At 27.7% G+C, this 23,429-nt stretch carries 19 protein-coding genes; 3 read left to right on the forward strand and 16 right to left on the reverse strand.

Annotated features, from left to right (window positions below; genetic code table 11):
- Positions 1-24: 24 nt before the first annotated feature.
- The 7 genes from hfq to ndk all read right to left on the reverse strand — a co-directional run bounded on the left by hfq (position 25) and on the right by ndk (position 7,027).
- Positions 25-261, reverse strand: a complete 237-nt coding sequence (gene hfq, locus CDSE_RS02060) for an RNA chaperone Hfq (RefSeq protein ID WP_015396351.1) — start codon at positions 259-261, stop codon at positions 25-27.
- 311 nt (positions 262-572) lie between these two features.
- Positions 573-1,907 (reverse strand): ribosome biogenesis GTPase Der, encoded by a 1,335-nt coding sequence (gene der, locus CDSE_RS02065; RefSeq protein ID WP_015396352.1) that lies wholly within the window; start codon positions 1,905-1,907, stop codon positions 573-575.
- Positions 1,908-1,934: 27 nt separating this feature from the next.
- Positions 1,935-3,074, reverse strand: coding sequence for an outer membrane protein assembly factor BamB family protein (locus tag CDSE_RS02070; protein WP_015396353.1), 1,140 nt, complete (start codon positions 3,072-3,074; stop codon positions 1,935-1,937).
- Positions 3,075-3,127: 53 nt separating this feature from the next.
- Positions 3,128-3,673, reverse strand: a complete 546-nt coding sequence (locus CDSE_RS02075) for a YfgM family protein (protein WP_015396354.1) — start codon at positions 3,671-3,673, stop codon at positions 3,128-3,130.
- Positions 3,674-3,688: 15 nt separating this feature from the next.
- The gene (hisS, locus tag CDSE_RS02080; RefSeq protein WP_015396355.1) at positions 3,689-4,987 is read right to left on the reverse strand and encodes a histidine--tRNA ligase; all 1,299 of its coding nucleotides are present in this window, start codon (positions 4,985-4,987) and stop codon (positions 3,689-3,691) included.
- Between the two features lie 471 nt (positions 4,988-5,458).
- On the reverse strand, positions 5,459-6,574 hold the full coding sequence (rlmN, locus tag CDSE_RS02085; RefSeq protein ID WP_015396356.1) for a dual-specificity RNA methyltransferase RlmN: 1,116 nt from the start codon (positions 6,572-6,574) through the stop codon (positions 5,459-5,461).
- Positions 6,575-6,598: 24 nt separating this feature from the next.
- A complete protein-coding gene (gene ndk, locus CDSE_RS02090; protein ID WP_015396357.1) occupies positions 6,599-7,027 on the reverse strand; it encodes a nucleoside-diphosphate kinase in 429 nt (142 codons plus the stop codon).
- 269 nt (positions 7,028-7,296) lie between these two features.
- Here ndk and CDSE_RS02095 point away from each other — a divergent pair, with 269 nt between their 5' ends.
- Entirely contained in the window at positions 7,297-10,182 is a 2,886-nt protein-coding gene (locus CDSE_RS02095; protein WP_015396358.1) for a valine--tRNA ligase, read from the forward strand.
- Between the two features lie 41 nt (positions 10,183-10,223).
- Here the strand turns inward: CDSE_RS02095 and trmD are convergent, their stop codons facing one another.
- The 7 genes from trmD to CDSE_RS02130 form a co-directional block, all read right to left on the reverse strand.
- A complete protein-coding gene (trmD, locus tag CDSE_RS02100) occupies positions 10,224-10,994 on the reverse strand; it encodes a tRNA (guanosine(37)-N1)-methyltransferase TrmD (protein WP_015396359.1) in 771 nt (256 codons plus the stop codon).
- On the reverse strand, positions 10,994-11,611 hold the full coding sequence (gene rimM / locus CDSE_RS02105) for a ribosome maturation factor RimM (RefSeq protein ID WP_015396360.1): 618 nt from the start codon (positions 11,609-11,611) through the stop codon (positions 10,994-10,996). The genes trmD and rimM overlap by 1 nt, the downstream gene beginning before the upstream one ends.
- Positions 11,601-11,858 carry a 30S ribosomal protein S16 gene (gene rpsP / locus CDSE_RS02110; RefSeq protein WP_015396361.1) on the reverse strand — a complete coding sequence of 86 codons (258 nt, stop codon included), beginning with the start codon at positions 11,856-11,858 and terminating at the stop codon, positions 11,601-11,603. Before rpsP ends, rimM begins: the two co-directional genes overlap by 11 nt.
- An 86-nt stretch (positions 11,859-11,944) precedes the next feature.
- Positions 11,945-12,205: a sulfurtransferase TusA family protein gene (locus tag CDSE_RS02115; RefSeq protein WP_015396362.1), complete on the reverse strand. Its 261-nt coding sequence runs from the start codon at positions 12,203-12,205 to the stop codon at positions 11,945-11,947.
- A gap of 8 nt (positions 12,206-12,213) precedes the next feature.
- Positions 12,214-14,844 carry an alanine--tRNA ligase gene (gene alaS, locus CDSE_RS02120; protein ID WP_015396363.1) on the reverse strand — a complete coding sequence of 877 codons (2,631 nt, stop codon included), beginning with the start codon at positions 14,842-14,844 and terminating at the stop codon, positions 12,214-12,216.
- A gap of 69 nt (positions 14,845-14,913) precedes the next feature.
- Positions 14,914-16,176 (reverse strand): D-amino acid dehydrogenase, encoded by a 1,263-nt coding sequence (locus CDSE_RS02125; protein ID WP_015396364.1) that lies wholly within the window; start codon positions 16,174-16,176, stop codon positions 14,914-14,916.
- Positions 16,177-16,241: 65 nt separating this feature from the next.
- On the reverse strand, positions 16,242-17,267 hold the full coding sequence (locus CDSE_RS02130; RefSeq protein ID WP_015396365.1) for a 2Fe-2S iron-sulfur cluster-binding protein: 1,026 nt from the start codon (positions 17,265-17,267) through the stop codon (positions 16,242-16,244).
- Positions 17,268-17,913: 646 nt separating this feature from the next.
- Between CDSE_RS02130 and rho the strand changes: the two genes are divergently transcribed.
- Both rho and CDSE_RS02140 read left to right on the forward strand, forming a co-directional pair.
- Entirely contained in the window at positions 17,914-19,170 is a 1,257-nt protein-coding gene (gene rho, locus CDSE_RS02135; RefSeq protein WP_015396366.1) for a transcription termination factor Rho, read from the forward strand.
- A 43-nt stretch (positions 19,171-19,213) separates the two neighbouring features.
- The gene (locus tag CDSE_RS02140; RefSeq protein WP_015396367.1) at positions 19,214-19,918 is read left to right on the forward strand and encodes an epoxyqueuosine reductase QueH; all 705 of its coding nucleotides are present in this window, start codon (positions 19,214-19,216) and stop codon (positions 19,916-19,918) included.
- Here CDSE_RS02140 and CDSE_RS02145 read toward each other — a convergent pair.
- Together CDSE_RS02145 and polA are read right to left on the reverse strand one after the other, a co-directional pair.
- On the reverse strand, positions 19,866-20,684 hold the full coding sequence (locus tag CDSE_RS02145; RefSeq protein WP_015396368.1) for a ZIP family metal transporter: 819 nt from the start codon (positions 20,682-20,684) through the stop codon (positions 19,866-19,868). The two genes, CDSE_RS02140 and CDSE_RS02145, sit on opposite strands and share 53 nt — an antisense overlap.
- A 20-nt stretch (positions 20,685-20,704) precedes the next feature.
- Complete coding sequence (polA, locus tag CDSE_RS02150) at positions 20,705-23,401, reverse strand: DNA polymerase I (RefSeq protein WP_041186215.1); 2,697 nt, start codon at positions 23,399-23,401, stop codon at positions 20,705-20,707.
- Between the last annotated feature and the right edge of the window lie 28 nt (positions 23,402-23,429).

Genomic DNA, 23,429 nt, shown 5'->3' on the forward strand with positions numbered 1-23,429 from the left:
TATAGACACATGTGAAATAAAAAATTATTCTGTGTCAAAATCTTCCTGAAAACTTACTGCCCTAGATGGAACAACAGTAGAAATAGCATGTTTATACACCATTTGAGTAACTGTATTTCTTAACAAAACAACATATTGATCAAATGCCTCTATTTGACCTTGCAACTTAATTCCATTAACCAAATAAATTGATACAGGAACATGATCCTTACGTAATTTGTTTAAGAATGGATCCTGAAGAGTTTGCCCTTTATTATTCATTATCTATATTCCATATGTTTGTTATAAATATTATCTATTACATGAAAAATTTAGTATTTTACAATCACCAAAAGCAAAAATAATTACAAAGAAACACAATAAATACACGTCCAGCAATTATATAAAAGACCAATGCAATTTTTATATAACAATAAGATTATTAAAAATAACTATCTGTAATACCTATATAATACACTATCAAATAATAAGTAATACTTCTTATTGAACTAATATTCACAAGATTATTTTAGATTTACATAAAATATGTTGCGAATATACACACCAATATAAAAAATCAAAAAAATACAAAATCAAACATAAGGATTATTAGATGATTTAAAATCAATTCTTAAAGGAGTACCAGTTAAAGAAAACTCTTTTCTAAAGAAAGACTCCAAGAATCTAACATAAGACTTAGGTATTAAATCAAGAGAGTTACCATGAATAACAATCACAGGTGGATTCTGACCTCCTTGATGAGCATAACGCATTTTAGGTCTTAATATATTCTTTTTTGGTGGAGGTTGTTTTTCTACTGCTAATTTTAACAATCTATTAATTTTAGGAGTTGATAAATTAGCAAAAGTTGATTCATAAGCTTCATTTATAGAATCAAATAGAGATCGAATATTATATTTTTTGATAGCTGAAATCATATGCATTCTTGCAAAAGATAAAAAATGCATTTTTCTTTGAAAAGTTCTTTCTATATTTTTCATTTCTTCTGGTTTTACTGAATCACATTTATTAATTGCAATTACAATTGCCTTACCTGACTCTAGTATAAAACCTGCAATATGAGCATCTTGCTCAGAAATATCACTACAAGCATCAAGAACTAACAATACAACATTACTAGACTCTATTGATTGCAATGTTTTTACAACTGAAAATTTTTCAACATAATCAAAAACCTTACTTTTCTTTCTTATTCCTGCTGTGTCTACTAATACATAATTCCTGTCTTTAATTGAAAAATCTACATCTATAGAATCCTTAGTTGTTCCCGGCATATCAAAAGCAATTAATCTTTCTTCTCCAATAATAGAATTAATAAGAGTTGATTTACCAACATTAGGTTTCCCTACTATAGCTAACCTAATATTATTATTTGATGGTGGATCAATATCTAAATCGTTTTCTGTTGGAAAATCTGATAAAGCAGATTCAAAAAGATTATATATACCATCACCATGAGAAGATGAGATTAAATATGGTTTACCTAATCCCATCTTATAAAAATCACTATCAAATTTTTCTAAAGACATGCCTTCAGATTTATTAATTGCCATAAATATACGTTTATTAGCAATTTTACGTAACATTTTAGCAATTTCATAATCTTGATTACATATACCAGAACGAGCATCTAGTAAAAATATTATAACATCAGACTCTAAAATAGCTTGATTAGTTTGAGATGCAATCTTGGCAGAAAAAACATCTTTAGAATTTGGCTCAAGGCCTCCTGTATCAATAACAATAAATTTATGAAACGCTATATTAGCTTCGCCATAGTGTCTATCACGCGTCAATCCTGGAAAATCAGCTACTATAGCGTTCCTTGTTTTTGTTAAACGATTAAACAATGTAGATTTACCTACGTTCGTTCTTCCAACTAAAGAAATTACTGGTTTATAAGACACGATAAAAAAATTAAAAAATATTAAACATCAAAAATTTATAAAAGTTAACCTACCATCCATAGTATGCAATAAAACACCATTGCAAGTTGGAATAATAGGAGATAGCATTAATCTATTAACTTTTACTCTGGTAAAAATAGAAACATCATTGTTAGGAGTAACATATAAAAAACCATCATGGTCAGCAAAAATAATATAATTATCTTTCAATAAAGGAATTGTCTTGTCTACTAATCTTTTTTTAGATACAGATTTAGACCAAATAACATCACCATTATTTGCATCTAATTTTAATAAGTTACCCAATTCATCAAAAGAGTAAATATAACCATCATAAATACTAATACCATTTGAAGATAAAGTTTTTTTGCTCCATAATTCTTCTGTTTGATTTTTTTCATTAAAACAAGTTACATACCCATTGTCACTTAAAAAGTATATATTTTTCTTGTAACTTAAAAGAGGACCTATAACAGGAAACAAATCATTATAATCAATACAACTCAAGTTTTTTGAAATTGTTTTTTCCCATTCTAATGCTCCATTATAAATATTTATAGATACTATTTTGTTATTGGAAAAACTAGTAACAACATAACTATCTTTAATTAACATAGGAGAGTAAACATATGAAGCTATAAAATTAAAAGGATCATTAAAAGACCAAATTTTTTCACCTGTATTTACATCAAAAGCATTTATAGAAGAGTTTCCACACTTTACTAAAATAATATTTTCATAAATAATTGGTTGATTATAAACATTTCCGATCACATTAGAGGTCCACTTATGAGATCCCTCATTATCAAAAGCTAAGATTCTACCATGATCTGTTATTACTATAACTATAGAATTACTAGCAACAATAGCAGATAATGACGAACAATCTATATTTTTTTTCCAAACTATCTCTCCTGTGGATAATTCTAATTTAACTAGAACACCATCACAAGAAGCAGTATAAATAAACTCATCAACTACGCATGGGATCAAACCAATATTAAATTTTTTACCTATTTTTTTGCTCCACAGTTTCTTAATAGAAAGATTATTACTCAATGAAGCCTCAAGGCTATTATTAGCAAAAGAAACAAAAGACAAGAACAAGCAAAAAATTATAAATAGAACATGATTCTTTCTATATAAACACGATGAATTTTTTTTCATAAATATATTATTTACAAGAATTTATCTTAAACTGAATCATATCAAATACAGGATCATCCTTTTCCATATGATTTAGAGATAATTCCCAAAAAATCTTTTGCTTTCTGAAATTTATTTTCCATAAACATAATATCTCCAATACGGTCATTAAACAAACTATCAAATGAATTTGATGGAGTCACCAAATATTCAAGTGCTTTATCATATTCTTCATTATCTATAAATAAGTTAGATAATCTAAGAATAGCAATTGATTTAAAAATTTTATGGTTATTGTTATTAATCAACCAAACCAATTCCTTCTTTGCTCCTTCTAAATCACTTTGTTCATATAAATAATTAGCAACCATTAAAGAAGACATTGCTGCATAAGAAGTATTAGAATAATCTTGTTTAATTTTTGAGTTTAATTCATTAATTTTAATTTTATCGACAATATTGCTATTAATAGTTTTCTCTAATGTTTCAAATATTTCTATACATTCATAATTATTAGATATTTTTGACAAAAAAAATATCTTATAAACACAAAGAAAGGTTAATAAAACAATCAATGAAAATATAAACTTACTTTTCCTAAAATTTATAAATTTATTCATTTAAAAATTCCTAAATCACTTCAACCTATTCTTTAAAAAAGCAACTAACTGCTCTAAAAGAACTATTTCTTGCGCTACATTTATTCTATTGTCAAGCTGCAAGAATTTAACACTAGCAGAATTACTTTTCAATTCATTCTCCCCAAAAACAATTGCAACCTTAGATTTAACTGAATTTGCCATTTTGAATTGACGTTTTAGAGAATCATTCAAACCACAATGAACTATCACATTATAACCTTCCTTACGTAAGTTTTCTGCCACATGAAAAGATAAACTCTGTGCTGTTAGTCCTTGATGAGTTATATAAATATCACATTCAGATAAGCATCCAGAATTACCATAAGATTTCCAAAGTTCTATGAGTCTTTCGAATCCTATAGCAAATCCAGCTGAAGGAACTAATTTTCCACCAAGTAAACTTATTAAACTATCATAACGACCTCCGCCGCACACAGTTCCTTGAGCTCCAAGCTTATCTGTTATCCATTCAAAAACTGTCAAGTTATAATAATCTAGACCTCTAACTAAATGATTATTTATACAATATTTAATTTCCATTTTATCTAAGAAAGAACATAATTGTTTAAAATGAATCAATGATTCACTCGATAAAAAATCAAACAAAACAGGAGCATTTCTCAAAATCAGTTTTGTATTTGGATTTTTGGTATCCAGAATTCTAAGTGGATTTGATAATAAGCGTTTCTGACTATTCTCATCTAAATGATCTATATTATTTTTTAAGTAATCCACTAAAGATTTTTTATAATTCAATCTATCTTCATATGATCCTAAACAATTAATTTCTAATTTAATATCTTGAATTCCTAAAATTTCCCAAAGCTTAGACAACATTATTATCAACTCTGCATCTAAATCTGGCCCTTGAAATCCCATTGCTTCAACATCAATCTGATGAAATTGCCTATATCTACCAAGCTGAGGACGCTCATGTCTAAAAACAGGTCCAATAGAATACAACCTACGAGGACGATCATATAAAAAGTTATGCTCTATTGATGATCTAACTATTCCTGCTGTAATTTCAGGTCTCATAGTTAAAGAATCATTATTATAACTATCACAAAAAGAATACATCTCTTTTTCTACTATATCAGTTACCTCTCCTATTCCACGTTTAAACAACCTAGTTTGTTCTAAAATAGGAACTCGTATATTCATATAACCATAACTATGTAACCAGGATATAATTTTTGACTCTAAGAGCTCCCAATCAGAACTATTCTTAGGAAGAAGATCGTTCATTCCTCGTATTGCTAATATTTTTTGACTGGTTTTGCTACTTGTCATATTTATGTCTTTAAGAAAGTTAATTAAAATTTGTTTAATTTTAAAAATATTAATAGCGATAATCTACAATATTCTTATTTATTATAAATAGATCTATGAATTATTTATCCAATTAATTATTCCTTAACTTAGATAAATTCCTACTAAACACAAATATTATTATCTACATGATTGCAATAGATCATACACAAACTTATATATAACAATAAATTATGTTTTATATAAAAACAAAAACTTACAATAACAATTATTAAATTAATTAAACCCTAAATTAAGGACCTATCAAATTAACTAATTTATTTCATTTTAATAAAACTATTTATATGTAAATTTAAGAATCATTATCTGTAATTTTCTATTTATATGCATAAATAGCATGTTATTGATAAAAAAGAATTTTACTAATTATCATTTATGTAGATTAATAATTATTTATTAAGCAGATAAAAATTATGAATTTAATAAATAAAACTATAAATTTAAATCATTATGGAATTTAATCTTGGTAATATTATCCACATTACCTGCCAATTGACCACAAGCCGCTAATATATCATCACCCCTTGTTTTTCTAATTGTTGTGATAATTCCTGAATCATTCAAAATTTTAGCAAAAGATAAGATTCTATTAAGACTTGACCTTTTTAAATTAGAGCTAGGGAAAGAATTAAATGGTATTAGATTCACTTTACATTTCAAAACACTAATTAATTCTATTAATTCTACTGCATGATCATCATTATCATTTATATTTTCCAACATGCAGTATTCGAATGTAACAAAATCTCTAGGTGCTCTAGACACATAGTTTTTACATGATTTTATAAGCTCTTCAAGAGGATATTTCTTGTTTATAGGCATTAGTTTATTTCTTAAAGAATTATTTGGAGCATGTAAAGAAACAGCTAAAGATACCGGACAATCTTGAGCCATCTTGTCAATCATAGGAACAATACCAGAAGTTGATAAAGTTATTCTTCTTCGAGATAAAGAATAAGCATTATCATCCATCATTAAACGTAAAGCCGGAATTACTTGACCGTAATTTAATAAAGGCTCACCCATTCCCATCATTACCACATTAGTTATTTTGGATGCAGCAAGACTGTCATCTTGAATGTTATTTTTAGGAAATTTATCATTAATACTCTTCTGAGCCCACCATAACTGGGAAATAATTTCATTGGTGGTTAAGTTACGATTAAAACCTTGTTGTCCTGTATAACAAAAACTGCAATTAACAGCACAACCTGCTTGACTTGATATACAAAGAGTATATCTATCAATATCAGGTATAAGAACCGTTTCTATAGCATTGCCATTACCAACATCAAATAACCATTTCATTGTTCCATCTGATGAAATATTTTGTGTTTTAAGGCTCATAGGCTCTATTTTCGCTGTTTCTTTTAAAAAATTACGCAATTTGACTGGCAAATTTGTCATCTGATCAAAAGAATCAACATGATATTTATAAATCCAAGATTTTATCTGAGCAACACGATATTTACTATAACTATCACACTTATCTAACAAAATAGATAAAGATGAATCATCTAAACCTAATAAGTTTGTAATATTATTCATAAGAATACTAATATCAATAATCTATTATCTACAGCTATAAATATTAGCCTCTGAAAAGAAGAAAGCAATTTCTTTTCTTGCATTTTCATCGGAATCAGATCCATGAACAGCATTAGCATCTATATTATCAGCAAAGTCTGCTCTAATAGTTCCTTTCTGAGCTTTTTTAGGGTCGGTATCACCCATTATACTACGATTCATTTGAATAGCATTTTCACCTTCTAATACTTGGATAAAAACTGGACCTGAAATCATAAAATTTACCAAATCATTAAAAAAAGGACGACTCTTATGTATACTGTAAAAAGACTCAGCCTCAGAACGAGATAAAAGTTGTAAACGAGCAGCTACTACTGATAATCCTTTTTCTTCAAAACGACTAATAATTTTACCAATAATATTTTTAGAAACTGCATCTGGTTTTATAATAGACAGCGTACGTTGTATTGTCATTTTTAATCCTTGAAATTTTTAAAATCTAATTTTATATTTCCAATATACTAGATATATAATATAGCGTATTAATTTAAATTAAATAATCATAATTTAATATATTGAAATAATATCATTTACGATTTTGTGTAAATATTGGTAATATTGAAAACTTAAATAAGAACACATATAAATAAAAATAAATGAAATAATTTTCATTTAGAAAATATTTAAAAATATTTAATTGAATTACATTTTCAGTAGAAATAAGAGTATCGGAATTACACCTAATGATCAAGTCAGAATCACAAAAAAACATGCAGAATACATTTAATCAGAATAATTTCCCAAAAAGTTTTGAACCATCAGATATAGAAAACAAATGGTATAAAGAGTGGAGTGAAAAAGGGTATTTTAAAACTCAAGAACAACCAGACACACAAAAAAGAGAAAGCTACTCGATACAATTCCCTCCTCCAAATGTAACTGGAACACTACACATGGGTCATGCTTTCAACCAAACTATAATGGATTGTTTGATTAGATACAATAGAATGCTAGGAAAAGATATAGTATTTATTCCAGGAACAGATCATGCTGGTATAGCAACTCAAATAGTTGTCGAGAGACAGCTAGAAAACAAAAATTTATCTCGAGAGCTAATAGGAAAAGAAAAGTTCATAAAAGAAGTATGGGAATGGAAAAAGAAATCAGGAAATGTAATTACTGATCAAATAAAACGTCTCGGTATTTCTGCAAATTGGGAACGTGAATATTTTACTATGGATGAAGGTATGTCTATAGGAGTAATAGAAACTTTTATAACTCTTTATAATCAAGGATTAATTTATAGAGGGAAAAGACTTGTTAATTGGGACCCCAAACTTCTTACAGCTGTATCAGATTTAGAAGTTGAAATGGAAGAAATAGATGGTTATATGTGGTATATTCAATACCCTATTGTAGAAGACTTAGGTGATATAAAAAATATTACAATAGCCACCACACGTCCAGAAACAATATTTGCTGATAACGCACTATGCGTTCATCCACTTGATAAAAGATATAATCACTTAGTTGGAAAATATGTTTATGTACCTTTAACTAACAGAAAAATACCTATTATATCAGATGATTTTGTAGATATGGAGTTTGGAACGGGATGTGTAAAAATAACATCTGCTCACGATTTTAATGATTATCAATGCGCTTTAAGAAATAATTTGCCAACAATTTCTATATTTACTAAAGAGGCTCATCTAAATAGTAATGTTCCAGAAAAATATCAAGGACTAGAAAGGTATGAAGCACGTAAAATTGTTGTAGAAGATCTTAAAAATATAAATCTTTTACTAAAAATAGAAAATCACAAAACAACACAGCCTAAAGGCGATAGAAGCGGAGTGGTATTAGAACCCATGCTAACAGATCAATGGTTTCTAGCCACAACAAAAATAGCACCTAATAATAGTATTAATCCTGGAAAAAGTATTTCAGAAGTAGCTTTGGAAGTAGTAGAAAATAATCAAATAAAATTTTATCCAGAACATTGGAAAAATACTTATAAACAATGGCTTATAAACATACAAGATTGGTGTATATCTAGACAATTATGGTGGGGTCATCAAATACCTGCATGGTATTCTGACACTGGAGAAATATTTGTAGCTCATAATGAAGAAGAAGCTTATAAAAATGCTAAATTATCTGGATATGAAGGTTTCTTAAGAAGAGACGATGATGTTTTAGATACATGGTTTTCTTCAGCATTAATACCTTTTACTACCATGGGATGGCCTGAGAATACATCAGACTTACAAAAATATCTACCATCTAGTGTAATAATTACAGGATTTGACATAATTTTCTTTTGGATAGCTAGAATGGTAATGCTTACTAAGCATATAACAGGTAAAATCCCTTTCAGAAATATTTATATACACGGATTAATAAGAGATTCTGAAGGTAAAAAAATGAGTAAATCCAAAGGAAACACTTTGGATCCTATAGATTTAATAGATGGCATAACTTTAGAAAATTTGATAAAAAAAAGAACATTTGGATTAATAAATCCTAAACAAGCTAATACTATAGAAAAAAATACAAAAAAAGAATTTCCTAATGGCATAAAAGGATTTGGTACTGATGCACTTAGATTTACTATGGCATCTTATGCCACCTTGGGTAGAGATATAAATTTTGATATCAAACGTTGCGAAGGATATAGAAACTTTTGCAATAAAATTTGGAATGCAACAAGATTTGTATTGTTAAATATTGAAGATATAGATATTAATTTATCTATTGATACAGTTGAAAATCAAAATCTGTCATTTGCTGATAAATGGATAATTTCTAGTTTGCAAAATGTAATTATAGATGTTAATAATGCCTACGATGAATATCGTTTTGATAATATTGCTAATCTAATATATAAATTTATATGGGATGAGTTTTGTGATTGGTATTTAGAAATAGCAAAAGTTCAAATGCAAAATACATTTACAAAAGATGAACAAAATGCCACAAAAATAACACTATTAAATGTTTTAGGAAATATCTTAAAATTATTACATCCAATAATGCCTTATATTACAGAAGAATTGTGGCAAAAGGTATCTGTGTATTTTAGAGATGATAGTCAAGAAAATTTAAGTAGTATTGTAATGCAATCATATCCAAAAGCAGATAAATCTAAAATAGATGTAAATATAGAAAAAGAATTCTTAGAGTTGAAATCTCAAATTGATGCTGTCAGAGCTCTTAGAGGTGCTATGAATTTATCACCGGCAGAAAAAGTTCCTCTTTTAGCTAAAGGCAATATAGAAAAACTAAAACGTAATTCTCCATATATCATACATTTTGCAAAATTAAGTACTATTGAAATAGTAGAAAAGCTTCCATTAATTGAATCTCCTGTGCAAATAATAGGTGATACTTACCTGATGTTAAATATAAAAGTTGATTTAAATAAAGAATTATTAAGACTAGAGAAAGAACATGCAAAAATATTAAATGAAATAACAAAAAGTAATATAAAGCTTAATAATAAAGAATTTAAACAAAATGCTCCAAAAGAAATAGTTGCAAAAGAAATAAATAGATTAGAGATTTTTCAATTAAATATTAATAATATTAATGAACAAATTGAAAAATTAAGAAAAATGATAATTTAAATATAGATTTAAGAGTTGTATTTATAATATTTATATTTTAATTAATGAGCATCTGGTATTATAGAAGATATTAGATGCTCATCGTCTTGAGACAAACACCCATCTTTGATAGCCTGTTTAATTAAGTCTGGTCTACGTTTGCACGTTATTTCTAATGATTGTTCTCTCTTCCATTTATCTATATTAGCATGATTACCACTTAACAACACTTTTGGAACAGTATCACCACAATAATTCTCTGGACGAGTATAACTATATGGCTCTAATAAACCAGAGAACTCATCACTAAAAGATTCATTTGTAGCCGATTTATTATTATTAAGAGTACCAGGTAAAAGTCTAACAATAGAATCTATTACTGCTAATGCTGCTATTTCTCCTCCTGAAATTATAAAATCACCTATCGACATTTCTAACGTTACACACCGATCAATAAACCTTTTATCTACTCCTTCATAGCGACCACAAACTAAAATAAACCCATCTGATTTAGCTAGTTTTACAGCCAAATTCTGTGTAAATAATTTCCCTACTGGGGTTAGTAATATGACTGGTGCTTTAGATAAATTACTTAACTTACGTTCTTCATGGATATGATTTACTGTATTCTCAAGAGGCTCAACCTTCATAAGCATACCTGGGCCACCACCATAAGGCCTATCATCTATATTTTTTCTTTTGTCTGAAGTAAAATTTCTAGGATTCCAAGTATATAAATCCCATATTTTATTCTTATAAGATCTACCGACCACACCAATATTATTAGCAGAATCAAAAAACTCAGGAAATAATGTTATTATATCTAAACGCATTAATACTCAATTAACCAACTACTTAAAATAATACGATCTATTAAATCAACCTTATTAATATAGTGTTTAACAAAAGGCACGAGAATTTCTTTTTTATTCAAAGATGATCCTGTATTATGATTTTTTATAATTTTTAGTATTGAATGAGCCCCATTATCAAAAACATCTGATACTTCACCAATAAAAATTGAAGAACCATCTTCTAATTCACCATAAAATTTACAGCCTATTAAATCTACCCAATAATACTCATCATTTTCTATTTTTGGAAAAAGAGACTTTGATATGTATATGCGATTTCCACGAAACATTTCAGCTTCTTCACGATTTACTACCCCAGAAATTTTAGAAAGAATATAATCATTATAAATCCTAGAACTAAGAATTTTATAATTAATAAAATTAGATTGACATACACAGTGATAAGACTGACACTTGCATGGAAGTACCCACCAATCATAAACAGACAATAAAGAAGATTTATCCTTAGAATAAGGATAAATCTTTAATAACCCTTTAATACCGTATGATGATACTACTCTACCTAACTCTATTAAATCATCAGGAAATAAGACAATAGAAATTGTAAACTCCGTATGGTACCAATTAAACAGCAATTTGTTTGCTTGAATATTCTTTAACTAATCTAGTTACTACTGGAGATAGAAGAGCTCCATTATCTTGCCAATATTTAACCCTATCTAAAGCAATTCTGATTTGATCTACATTTGAACCACTAACAGGATTATAAAAACCTAAACGTTCTATAAATCTACCATCTCTACGATTTCGAGAATCTGCTACTACTAAATTATAAAATGGTCTTCTTTTTGACCCACCACGTGCTAAACGAATAACTACCATAATAATTTTGATTCCTAATTAATTAAATAACTATAAATATAGTAAAAAACTCTAACATTAATTTAACAATAATTCCAAAGAGCAATTTAACGTTTTTTTATTAAATGTTCAACAACTTCTAAATTATCAATAATATATTGATTCTGAGAAATAATAACATTATCAGTCTGTTTAGAAAAAATTCTAAAATCATTAGAAGCATTAATATCTGTTGTTATTATACGTAAAATTTGGCCACTCTGCATCTGAGATAGTGCCTTTTTTGCTCTTAATATAGGCAAAGGACATTTAAGTCCTTTTGCATCAACATAAACATCAAATTTTATACTATCATTAGCAAAATTCATAATAAAAATTAAATCCTTTCTGCTACCCATCTTTTAGTAGATTCAAAACCACTAAATATTAAATCAAATTCACTTGTACTACCAGTAGCTAAGTTTGATCTTCCTCCACCCTTACCTTTAACATTTGATGTTAAAAATTTCATTATTTCATTAGCTTTAATACTGTTAACCAAATCATCAGATACTCCACAAACTAAATTAATATTTCCATTAGGTAAGTTTGTAGCTAATAAAACAATAACTGATTTAAACTTAACTTTCAATAAATCTATAATAGTTAATAAAATATTCTGATCAAGATCTTTAAAAACATAAGAAATAATTTTTCTGTCTTTAATTACTAAATGATCCTTAGAAGAAAGATAATCAACTAAACTAATAGATAACTTTTTACGCAAAGAATCATTTTCTTTTTCAATATCTTTTATCATGCTATTTTTCTGAACAATTTTAGATAAAACATCATCTGTAGTAGAATTAAAAAGATCATTTATTTTAGATAAAACTACAGTTTGTTTATTAGAAAAATCTACTGACCTCAATGCAGTACATGCTTCCAATCTTCTAACACCAGATGATACACTGCTTTCAGAAATAATTTTAAAAAAACCGATATCTCCAGTCTTTTTTACATGAGTTCCACCACATAACTCTAAAGATTGACCTATTGAGACTACTCTAACCATATCAGAATACTTCTCGTCAAACAAAGCCATGGCACCACTCTTAATAGCTTTATCATATTCTAATAATGTCGTGCTAACATCAATATTTTTTATCACACAAGAATTTACTAAATTCTCTATATTGGCAATCAATTCAAGAGAAATAGGAAAATCACTTGTAAAATCAAAACGAATCTTATTATGATCAACCAAAGAACCTCTTTGCATAACATGAGATCCTAATGTTTCCCTAAGAGCAAAATGCAATAAATGTGTAGCTGAATGATTTCGAGAAATATTTAAACGTCTTTCCACATCAAGATAAGAAGAAACATTATCACCCACAGATAACATTCCTGTTCTCAAAATACCACAATGAACAGAAAGATTTATTCCTCCCATAAAAGTATTTTCTACAGAAAAAACAGAATTCTTGTTTTTTATAAATCCAGTATCACCAACCTGCCCACCAGATTCTGCATAAAAAGGTGTTTTATCTATTATAATATAAACTTCTTTATCATATTGATTAATTGAATTAACAGAAACCCCATCAATATAAATAGCTAATATTTTAGAATTATCAGTTTGAAAATGATCATAACCAACAAAGATAGAATTCAATCCATTATAGTTTAAACTCTGACTATGTAATTTAAACTTACCTGATAATCTGGCTTTTACTCTTTGAGACTCCATTTCTCTATCAAAAGATTCTAGATCAACACTAATACCTTTTTCTCTACATACATCAGCAGTAAGATCTATAGGAAACCCATAAGTATCATATAAATTGAATGTTGTAATTCCATCCAATTTATTACCTGAATCAATTTTAGATATACTAGCATTCAATATTTTCATACCTTTAGCTAATGTCTCACCAAAACGATCTTCTTCTTGTAAAATGATTTTTGTTATTAATTCTGATTGTTTTATAAGATCTGGATATGCACTACCCATTTCTAAAATTAGATCAGGAACTATTTTGTATAAAAAAGGACCAGAATGTCCTAATTTGTATGAATGCCTTAATGCTCTTCTAATTATGCGCCTTAAAACATAACCTCTACCTTCATTACTTGGCAAAACTCCATCGATAATCAAAAACGAACAAGCCCTTACATGATCTGCTATAACTTTTAGAGAGTTATCATTGATATTATTAATACCTATTTTATTAGCTATTGCTAATATTAGATTCTTAAAAGTATCTGTCTCATAATTTGAATGAACATGCTGTATAACAGCAGCAATTCTTTCTAGACCCATACCAGTATCTATACAAGGTGTAGATAAACGAGACATATTACCTTCTTGATCCATATAGAATTGCATAAATACCAGATTCCATATTTCTATATATCTATCACCATCTAAAGAGCCTACCCCAGGAGGATCTCCCTTAAAACTTGGACCATGATCATAATAAATTTCTGAACAAGGACCACATGGTCCAACATCAGCCATTTGCCAGAAATTATCAGATGAAAATCTTGCTCCTTTATTGTCTCCAATTCTAGAAATTAAATCACATGGGACACCGATTTCCTTATTCCAAATATCATATGCTTCATCATCATCTTGATATACAGTTATAAATAGTTTATTTTCTGGTAATTTATAAACCTTTGTTAAAAGTTCCCAAGCATAATGAATAGCCTCACGTTTAAAATAATCACCAAAACTAAAATTCCCTAGCATTTCAAAAAACGTATGATGTCTAGCTGTATAACCAACATTTTCTAAGTCATTATGTTTTCCACCTGCCCTAAAACAACGTTGTACAGTTGTTATCTTTTTATGTTCTGCTTTTTCTTTCCCAATAAAAATATCTTTAAATTGGACCATACCTGAATTTGTAAATAATAATGTTGGATCATTATTAGGAATCAAAGAAGAAGAAGGAAGAATCTTATGACCTTTTGATTCAAAGAATTGTAAAAAATTAGATCTTATTTCTGATGTTTTCATTAAAAAGCCAAAGAATATTTATGATGAATTATTTATTAATAACAAAAGCAATCTGAATAATAGCTGATACTATATTCCTAAAAATGGAAAATCAATTTCAGGTTTTTTATCATTTATAATATCAGATAAAGCTTTACCTGAACCTAATCCCATAGTCCATCCTAAAGGACCATGACCTACGTTAACATATAAGTTGTTAATTTTTGTTCTACCTATAATAGGAACATTTGAAGGAGTAGCAGGTCTTAATCCTGACCAATAAGAAACGTTATCAAAATCTAGAGCTTCAGGAAAAATATATTGAGCCATTTTAAAAATAAAATTACAGTCAACAGTACTAAGACTTCTAGAAAAACCAGTAAAACCTATTGATCCTGCAATACGCAATCTATTGCCAAAACGAGAAATGACAATCTTGTTTTCATTATCAATTAAGCTAACATAAGGTGCTTTTTTTTCATTTTTCACTAAAAAAGTTGCAGAACAACCTTTCGCAGGATAAAGATTTAAATTTACTCCTACAGATTTTAATATGTTATTACTATAACTACCAAGAGTAGAAACAAAATAGTCAGCATGTATAACATCGTAATAACCGTTAGAATCTATAATCTCAACACCAGTAATCTTTTTATTGTTATAAATAAGTTTATTAATATTACAATTATAATAAAATTTAACACCCTCTTCTTCACATTTTTTTGACAATGATTGTGTAAACATACGTGCATCACCACTTTCATCGTCTTTTGTAAAATAACCACCACATATACTGTCCCTGATAGTATATAAAGATGGTTCTAAATTAAGAACTTCATCAGTAGATAACAAATCCCTATTCACACCCATGGATTTCATAATATCTGCCACTTTACTAGCATAATTAAGTTCATTTGAATCTGTATAATAACTTAATATACCTTTTTCAAGTAAATCATATTCTATATTTAAACTTTTACGTGTTTCTTTAATTAATCCCCTACTATATTTTGCCAAATTTACCATATGACGCATATTCATAAGAAAATTTTTCTGTCTACATTCATTAAAAAAACATAAAAACCATTTCCACTGATTTATATCAGTAGTAAAACTAAAATGCATAGGACTATTCTTATTAAAAAACCATCCTATATATTGAGATAAGTTATGAAAATTTGCCCATGGTTCAGCATAAGAAACTGATATTTGACCTCCATTAGCAAAACTTGTATCTAGTGCAGCCTTAGAAAATCTATCAATAACTATTATTTCTTCTGCTATCTTCGATTTGACCAACCACCAAGCGCTAGATATACCTTGTATACCACTACCTAAAACAACAATTTTCATGTCAAACAAACTCCTAAAACATTAAATATAATAATGAAACAATGACATAACAATTATCGTTTATTTTAACTCTGAAGGTCAGACTCAGAAATAAACTCATCTGAATAAAACTCTTTTTTCGGCAAATTAGATCTTAAAACAAAATCTCTACTAGCCTTCTTTATCATATTACTAGACCCACAAGCATAAACTTGGAACGAAGATAAATCTTTGAAATCTTCCATAACGGCTTCATAAACATTACCAATTCTTCCAAACCAAATATTTCTAAATGAATCATCATAAACAACTGGTACATATTTAAAATTTGAACTAATTAATTCCCATGATTTAACTAATTGATTCATATATAAATCAACAGGTTTATTTACCCCCCAATAAAAATATATTGGTCTATTAATATTTTTATAAATTATTTCTTCCATCATTGATTTAATAGGAGCAAAGCCAGTACCAGTTGCTAAAAATATCACTGGTTTTTCTCCATTAACTTGAAAATCACAAGTTCCCAAAGGACCTTCCAAATACAATATTTCTTTTTCCTTTAAACATTTCCCTTCCATGCCAAATACATAATCAGTAAACAATCCTCCAGGCAGATGTCGAATATGGAATTCTACAAAACCATCCCTAGATGGTGAATTAGCTATAGAATAACTTCGTTTTTTACCATTTTTCATTATAAAATCAAAATATTGTCCGGCTATAAATGTAGATTCTTTATTTGAATATAATTTCATCTTTATTACAGCTATATCTATACATATTTTTTCTATTGATATAACTTTAGATGTTACTCTAGACAAATTTCTTTCTTGATAATCATATTGAATAAACATATCTGAAAGTGGATATGTTTTACAAGTAAGTATATATCCATCAGATTTTTCTGTTTCACTTAAAGCATTAATAGAATATTCTTGCATATCATATGATCCTACAATAACTTTGCATTTGCATTTAGAACATCTACCATTATTACAACTATGAGGCAATGAAATTTGATTATTCTTAGCAGCCTCTAAAATAGACTTCCCTTCTTCTACTAAAACATAATCTTTAGAATTATTTATAAAAACATGAAATGCCATATTATAAAATCACTATTAAATTAGAAATAATTATCCAATAAATACACTTTAAGAAATAACCATAAAAGAAAATCTTCAATATAATATGCTATATAAACAAATTAACTTTATAATTAATAACGATAATGTTTTATTATATATATTCTTTATAAATTCCATAAACTATATAGCAATTAATAAATAAAAATATGTACATATATAATATTAAATTGTAGAAAACCCACAGACATAAAATGTATTATATTAATTTATCTTATTCTATTAAGATAAATATCTCTACATAGAAATATAAAAATTGCTAATAAATTATTATTTATCAATAAATTTTTAGGTTTTTCATTTTTTAAAAAAATATATATATCGTATAATTACTACAAAATTATTACTGTTAATGATTGACTATAATGAAAATACTGATAGAATCACTTAGATATTGAAAATCTCAAAACATGTTGAGTTATTAATTTTTATAGATTGGTTTTTAGTAAAAAATATAAAGTTAGTAACAATAATATTCTCATTAAATAAATCTCGAACTATTTTTATCTATTGTTTTTTATTTATTTGTTTTGTTTGAAAAAATCATTCAAAACTATTTTATAAAAAACTATAAATATAGAGTTCAATATTCAAAATCATAGTAAAAATGCATCTAAATGAACTAAAGACAATGCATGTATCTCAATTACTAGAAATTGCTTCTAATTTAGAGATAGATAATGCTAACCGACTACGCAAACAAGAATTAATGTTTGCGATAATGAAGAAACGCGCTAAACAAGGAGAACAAATCTTTGGTGATGGAGTACTAGAAGTATTACCAGATGGATTTGGGTTTCTAAGATCACCAGAAACATCTTATTTAGCTAGTACAGATGATATATACATATCACCATCTCAAATCAGAAGAATGAATCTACATACAGGCGATTCTATAGAAGGTGAAGTAAGAACACCTAAAGAGGGAGAAAGATACTTTGCTCTAGTTAAAGTAGAAAAAGTTAATGGAGTTTCACCTGAAGTTGTTAAACATAGAATAATGTTTGAAAATCTTACTCCACTTCATCCATGTAAGCATATTACATTAGAGCGAGAAATTAAAGGAGAAGAAAATCTTACTGGACGTATTTTAGATGTTTTTTCTCCAATTGGCAAAGGTCAACGTGGATTAATAGTAGCAAGCCCTAAATCTGGTAAAACTGTAATGATGCAACATATAGCACATGCTATTGCAGCAAATATGCCTGATGCAACATTAATAGTTTTATTAGTAGATGAAAGACCTGAAGAAGTTACTGAGATGCAAAGAACGGTAAAAGGAGAAGTAGTTGCATCTACATTTGATGAACCTGCTACTAGACATGTTCAAGTTGCTGAAATGGTTATAGAAAAAGCCAAAAGATTAGTAGAAATGAAAAAAGATGTAGTAATACTATTAGATTCTATTACTAGATTAGCAAGAGCCTACAACACAGTTATTCCATCTTCAGGAAAGGTTTTAACTGGAGGAGTTGATGCAAATGCTTTACACAGACCAAAAAGGTTCTTTGGAGCTGCTAGAAATATAGAAGAAGGAGGTTCTTTAACTATTTTAGGAACAGCCTTAATAGATACTGGCAGCAGAATGGATGAAGTAATTTATGAAGAATTTAAAGGTACCGGCAATGCCGAGATTCATTTAGAAAGAAGGATGGCAGAGAAAAGAGTATATCCTGCAATTAATCTTAATAAATCTGGAACAAGAAGAGAAGAATTGCTAATTAAGCAAGAATTATTACAAAAAGTATGGGTGTTAAGAAAATTTATTCATGATATGGATGATATAGAAGCAATAGAATTCATCATAGACAAAATGCGTTCTACAAAAACCAATTCTGATTTTTTTGAAATGATGAAAAAATAATATCTAAAATTACACATAAATACTTATTATATTTTTTGAGAAAATGCTAACAAATACTATAGAAAGACCAATAATAAAATTACCATACGGATCGAATAAAGTTCTATTACACTCTTGTTGTGCTCCATGTTCGTGCGAAGTTATAGAAACAATGATTGATTCCAAAATAAACTTTTCTATATTCTTTTATAATCCTAATATTCATCCTGAAAAAGAATATCAAATAAGGAAACAAGAAAATATTAGATTTGCCAATAAACATAATATTTATTTTATAGATGCTGATTATGATACAGAGAACTGGTTCTCAAAAATAAAAGGATTAGAAAACTCTCCTGAAAGAGGTGAACGTTGTACAATTTGTTTTGATATGCGCCTAGAACGTACAGCTTTATATGCATATGAGAATGGTTTTGATACTATATCTACGTCACTTGGTATTTCTAGATGGAAAGATATAAATCAGATAAACAAATCAGGCGTTCTTGCAGCCTCAAGATATAATAATATCATTTATTGGGATTATAATTGGAGAAAACGAGGAGGATCTCAAAGAATGATATCGATAAGTAAAATTGAAAATTTCTATCAACAAGAGTACTGCGGTTGCGTATACTCTCTAAGAGACACAAACAAGGCTAGGAAAGAACGTGGTTTCGGTAGGATTAAAATAGGAGAGAAATTCTATAAAAACCTCAATATTGAATCTCTTGATAATCATGAGATTTGCAATGATAATGATGACTAATATTTGTTAGATTGTATATAATAAATATACCCATAAATATAAACAACAACTGAATTAAATGTTTATTGAAGGTTTTCTTATATTCATGCATTTGAGGTATAAGATCAGCAATAGCTATATATATAAAGCTACTTGCAGCTATTACTAATGCAAATGGTGTTAATTGTTGAACTGATTGTAGTATAAAATACCCTATTAATCCACCAATAGATGAAAACAAGCTAGAAATTAAGATCATCATTAATGATGTTGACCTATTTAATCCAGAATTTCTTAAAACAACAAAATCACATAACTTATGAGGAATTTCATGAACAGCAATAGATAAAGACGTTAAAACCCCAAGTAAAGGATAAGTCAAGAAAGCTGCTGAAATAAGTATGCCATCTGAAAAATTATGTAAAGAACTACCTATCAAAATAATAATTCCACCAGATCCTGCTTCCGATTTATCATGACCATGACTATGACCATGGCCGTCTCCTTCATAATGATGATTATGACGTAATAGCGATACTTTCTCTAAAATCACAAAACATATTATTGAAATCAACATTACTTTAAAAATAATATCTGCATTATTATCTAAATGTTCATAGGCTTCTGGTAGTAAATGCAAAAAAGATACAGATAAAAAAATCCCAACAGATAAACTAATCATATTATGCATATATCTAGAAAAAACGCTATAAGTTAACCAATTAGCTATACACACAGCAATCAAACCACTAGATAAAGTAGAAACTAAAATATAAAAAATTATCATATAAAAAACACAAAAAAATATTAGTGAGCCTCTGACCAATTATTACCAACACCTATATCAACAACTAATGGAATGTTAAGATCAATAACATTACACATCAGATTAGATATATTATCTATAATGATAGTTAATTCTACTTGAGGGACCTCTAAAATCAACTCATCATGAACTTGCATAACGATTTTAGATTTTAAATTTTTAAAATTTAACCATTCTTGAACTGAAACCATAGCCTTTTTTATTAAATCAGCTGCTGTCCCTTGTATAGGAGCATTTATAGCCAATCTATCTATAGCTTGTTTATTAAAAGATTTTTTAGAAGCTGTTGGTAAATATAGCCTTCTACCAAATATAGTTTCTACATAACCTAATTCTCTTACATTCGACTTAACAGAATTAATATAATTTAATACACCAGGATAACGTGCAAAATATTTATTTATATAATTTTGTGCTGATAAATTATCAATATTAAGATTAGAAGCAAGACCAAAAACTCCCATTCCGTAGATTAATCCAAAATTAATCATTTTTGCTGTTCTACGTTGATCGTCACTTATAATGTCTATAGGAAGTCCAAATATTTCAGATGCAGTAGATAGGTGAACATCAATCCCATTCTTAAAAGAAGTTTGTAAATTATCATCTTGTGAAAAATGAGCCATAATTCTAAGTTCTATTTGAGAGTAATCGGCAGAGACAAATAAACAATCTCTCTCAGGAATAAAAGCTTTCCTAATTAACCTACCAATTTCAGTACGAACAGGAATGTTTTGAAGATTAGGATCAAAAGAAGATAATCTACCAGTAATAACACCTACTTGAGAGTAAGTAGTATGTACTCTATTAGTTTTAGGATCAACCATTCTTGGTAATTTATCAGTGTAAGTTGATTTTAATTTAGAAAGCGCACGATAATCTAGAACCAATTTAGGTAATTTATATTTTTGAGAAAGTTTGCTAAGCACTGACTCATCTGTAGAAGGCAATCCACTACTAGTTTTTCTAATAATAGGTAAATTCATTAATTTAAATAAAACATCCCCTAGTTGTTTAGGGGAATTAATATTAAATTCAGTTTCTGCTAATATGTATATTTCTCTTTCTAACTCCAAAATCTTTCCTTCTAAGAAGGAACTTTGATTTTCTAAATCAGATTTATCTATTTTTACACCATTAGCTTCTATAAGCTTTAAATTCCTAGAAATAACTTTTTCTAAATCATAAATGTATTCTAAATTTATTTCTTTTGCTAACAATGGACGCAATAAAAAATGTAACTTTTTAATAAAATTTATTCTTTGGGAAAAATATTTACTTATAATTTCATTAGAAATAGATTCAATATTTTTTGTTTTCTGACCTCTTCCAAAAACATCATCATGAGATAGATAATCACAACACAAAAATTTATCTACTAATTTATATAAATCTAGATTATTATGCGAGTCTAATACATAAGCCTCCAACATAACATCGTCTTTGATACCATTTAAATCTATATTTAAAATACTGAAAACATGTAAACTTGTTTTAGCATCATATAAAATTTTAAACTTATTATTATTTTCTAACCATGGTTTTAATATTGATAAAATTTCAACTCTTGTAATAGAATTCAATTCCAAATTATAAAATGGTATATAGTAAGTAATATCATCAATTAGAAAAGATAATGCCATTAAACGAATTGAACTCAAAAAAATAGATTTTATAATATAAGTGTCTATAATAGTTAACTCAGATTTCTCTAGTTTCATAAAAAAATCTTTGAAACTATTTGCATTATTAACAAGACAAAAATTCAAACATAAGTTAAGTTCTTTATCTACCATCTTAGTTTGAGGCTTTATATCTATTTTATTTAAATCATTTAACCATGAAGAAAATCCTAAATTTAAATATAAATCTTTTAAAAGATTTATATTTAAAGGTTTTCTGCTGAAATCTTCTATTTTTTCAAAATAAGAAGACAGTATACAATCACACTTTATTGTTAATAATTCTTTTGTAATTGTAAAATTAGGAATAAACTTTATTAAATTTGCACCAACAATACCCTTTATTTTATCTGCGGATAAAATAATATTATCTATATTTCCAAATTCGTTTAATAGTTTAATAGCTGTCTTAGGACCAATTTTAGGAACACCTGGTATATTGTCTACAGAATCTCCTACCAACATTAAGTAATCAACAATCAATGCTGGGTTTACTCCAAATTTTTTCAAAACCCCAGCATTATCTAAAATCTCACCATTCATTGTATTAATGATTCTTATTTTAGAATTAACTAACTGAGCTAAATCTTTATCTCCAGTAGATATAATAACTTGCAAATTATCTAGTTTCGAAGCAGTTTTTGCAATTGTTCCTATAACATCATCTGCTTCAACACCATTAACAGACAAAACAAACAATCCTAAAGCATTAATAATTTGATGAATTTTATCTATCTGGAATACTAATTCTTCAGGCATTGATGGACGATTAGATTTATAATCGCTACTTATGTCATTTCTAAAAGTCTTACCTGGAGCATCAAAAACACAAACAAAGTATTTAGGATCATATTCCATTATAAGCTTTCTTAACATGCTTATTACACCATATATAGCCCCAGTAGGCTCACCTTTTGAATTACGAAGATCTGGTAAGGCATAAAAAGCACGATACAAATAACTAGAGCCATCTACTAATAATAATGATTCATCCATCATTTAGCTTAAAAAGATTAATTGTTTA

Source organism: Candidatus Kinetoplastibacterium desouzaii TCC079E, assembly GCF_000340795.1.
GTDB classification, from domain to species: domain Bacteria; phylum Pseudomonadota; class Gammaproteobacteria; order Burkholderiales; family Burkholderiaceae_B; genus Kinetoplastidibacterium; species Kinetoplastidibacterium desouzai.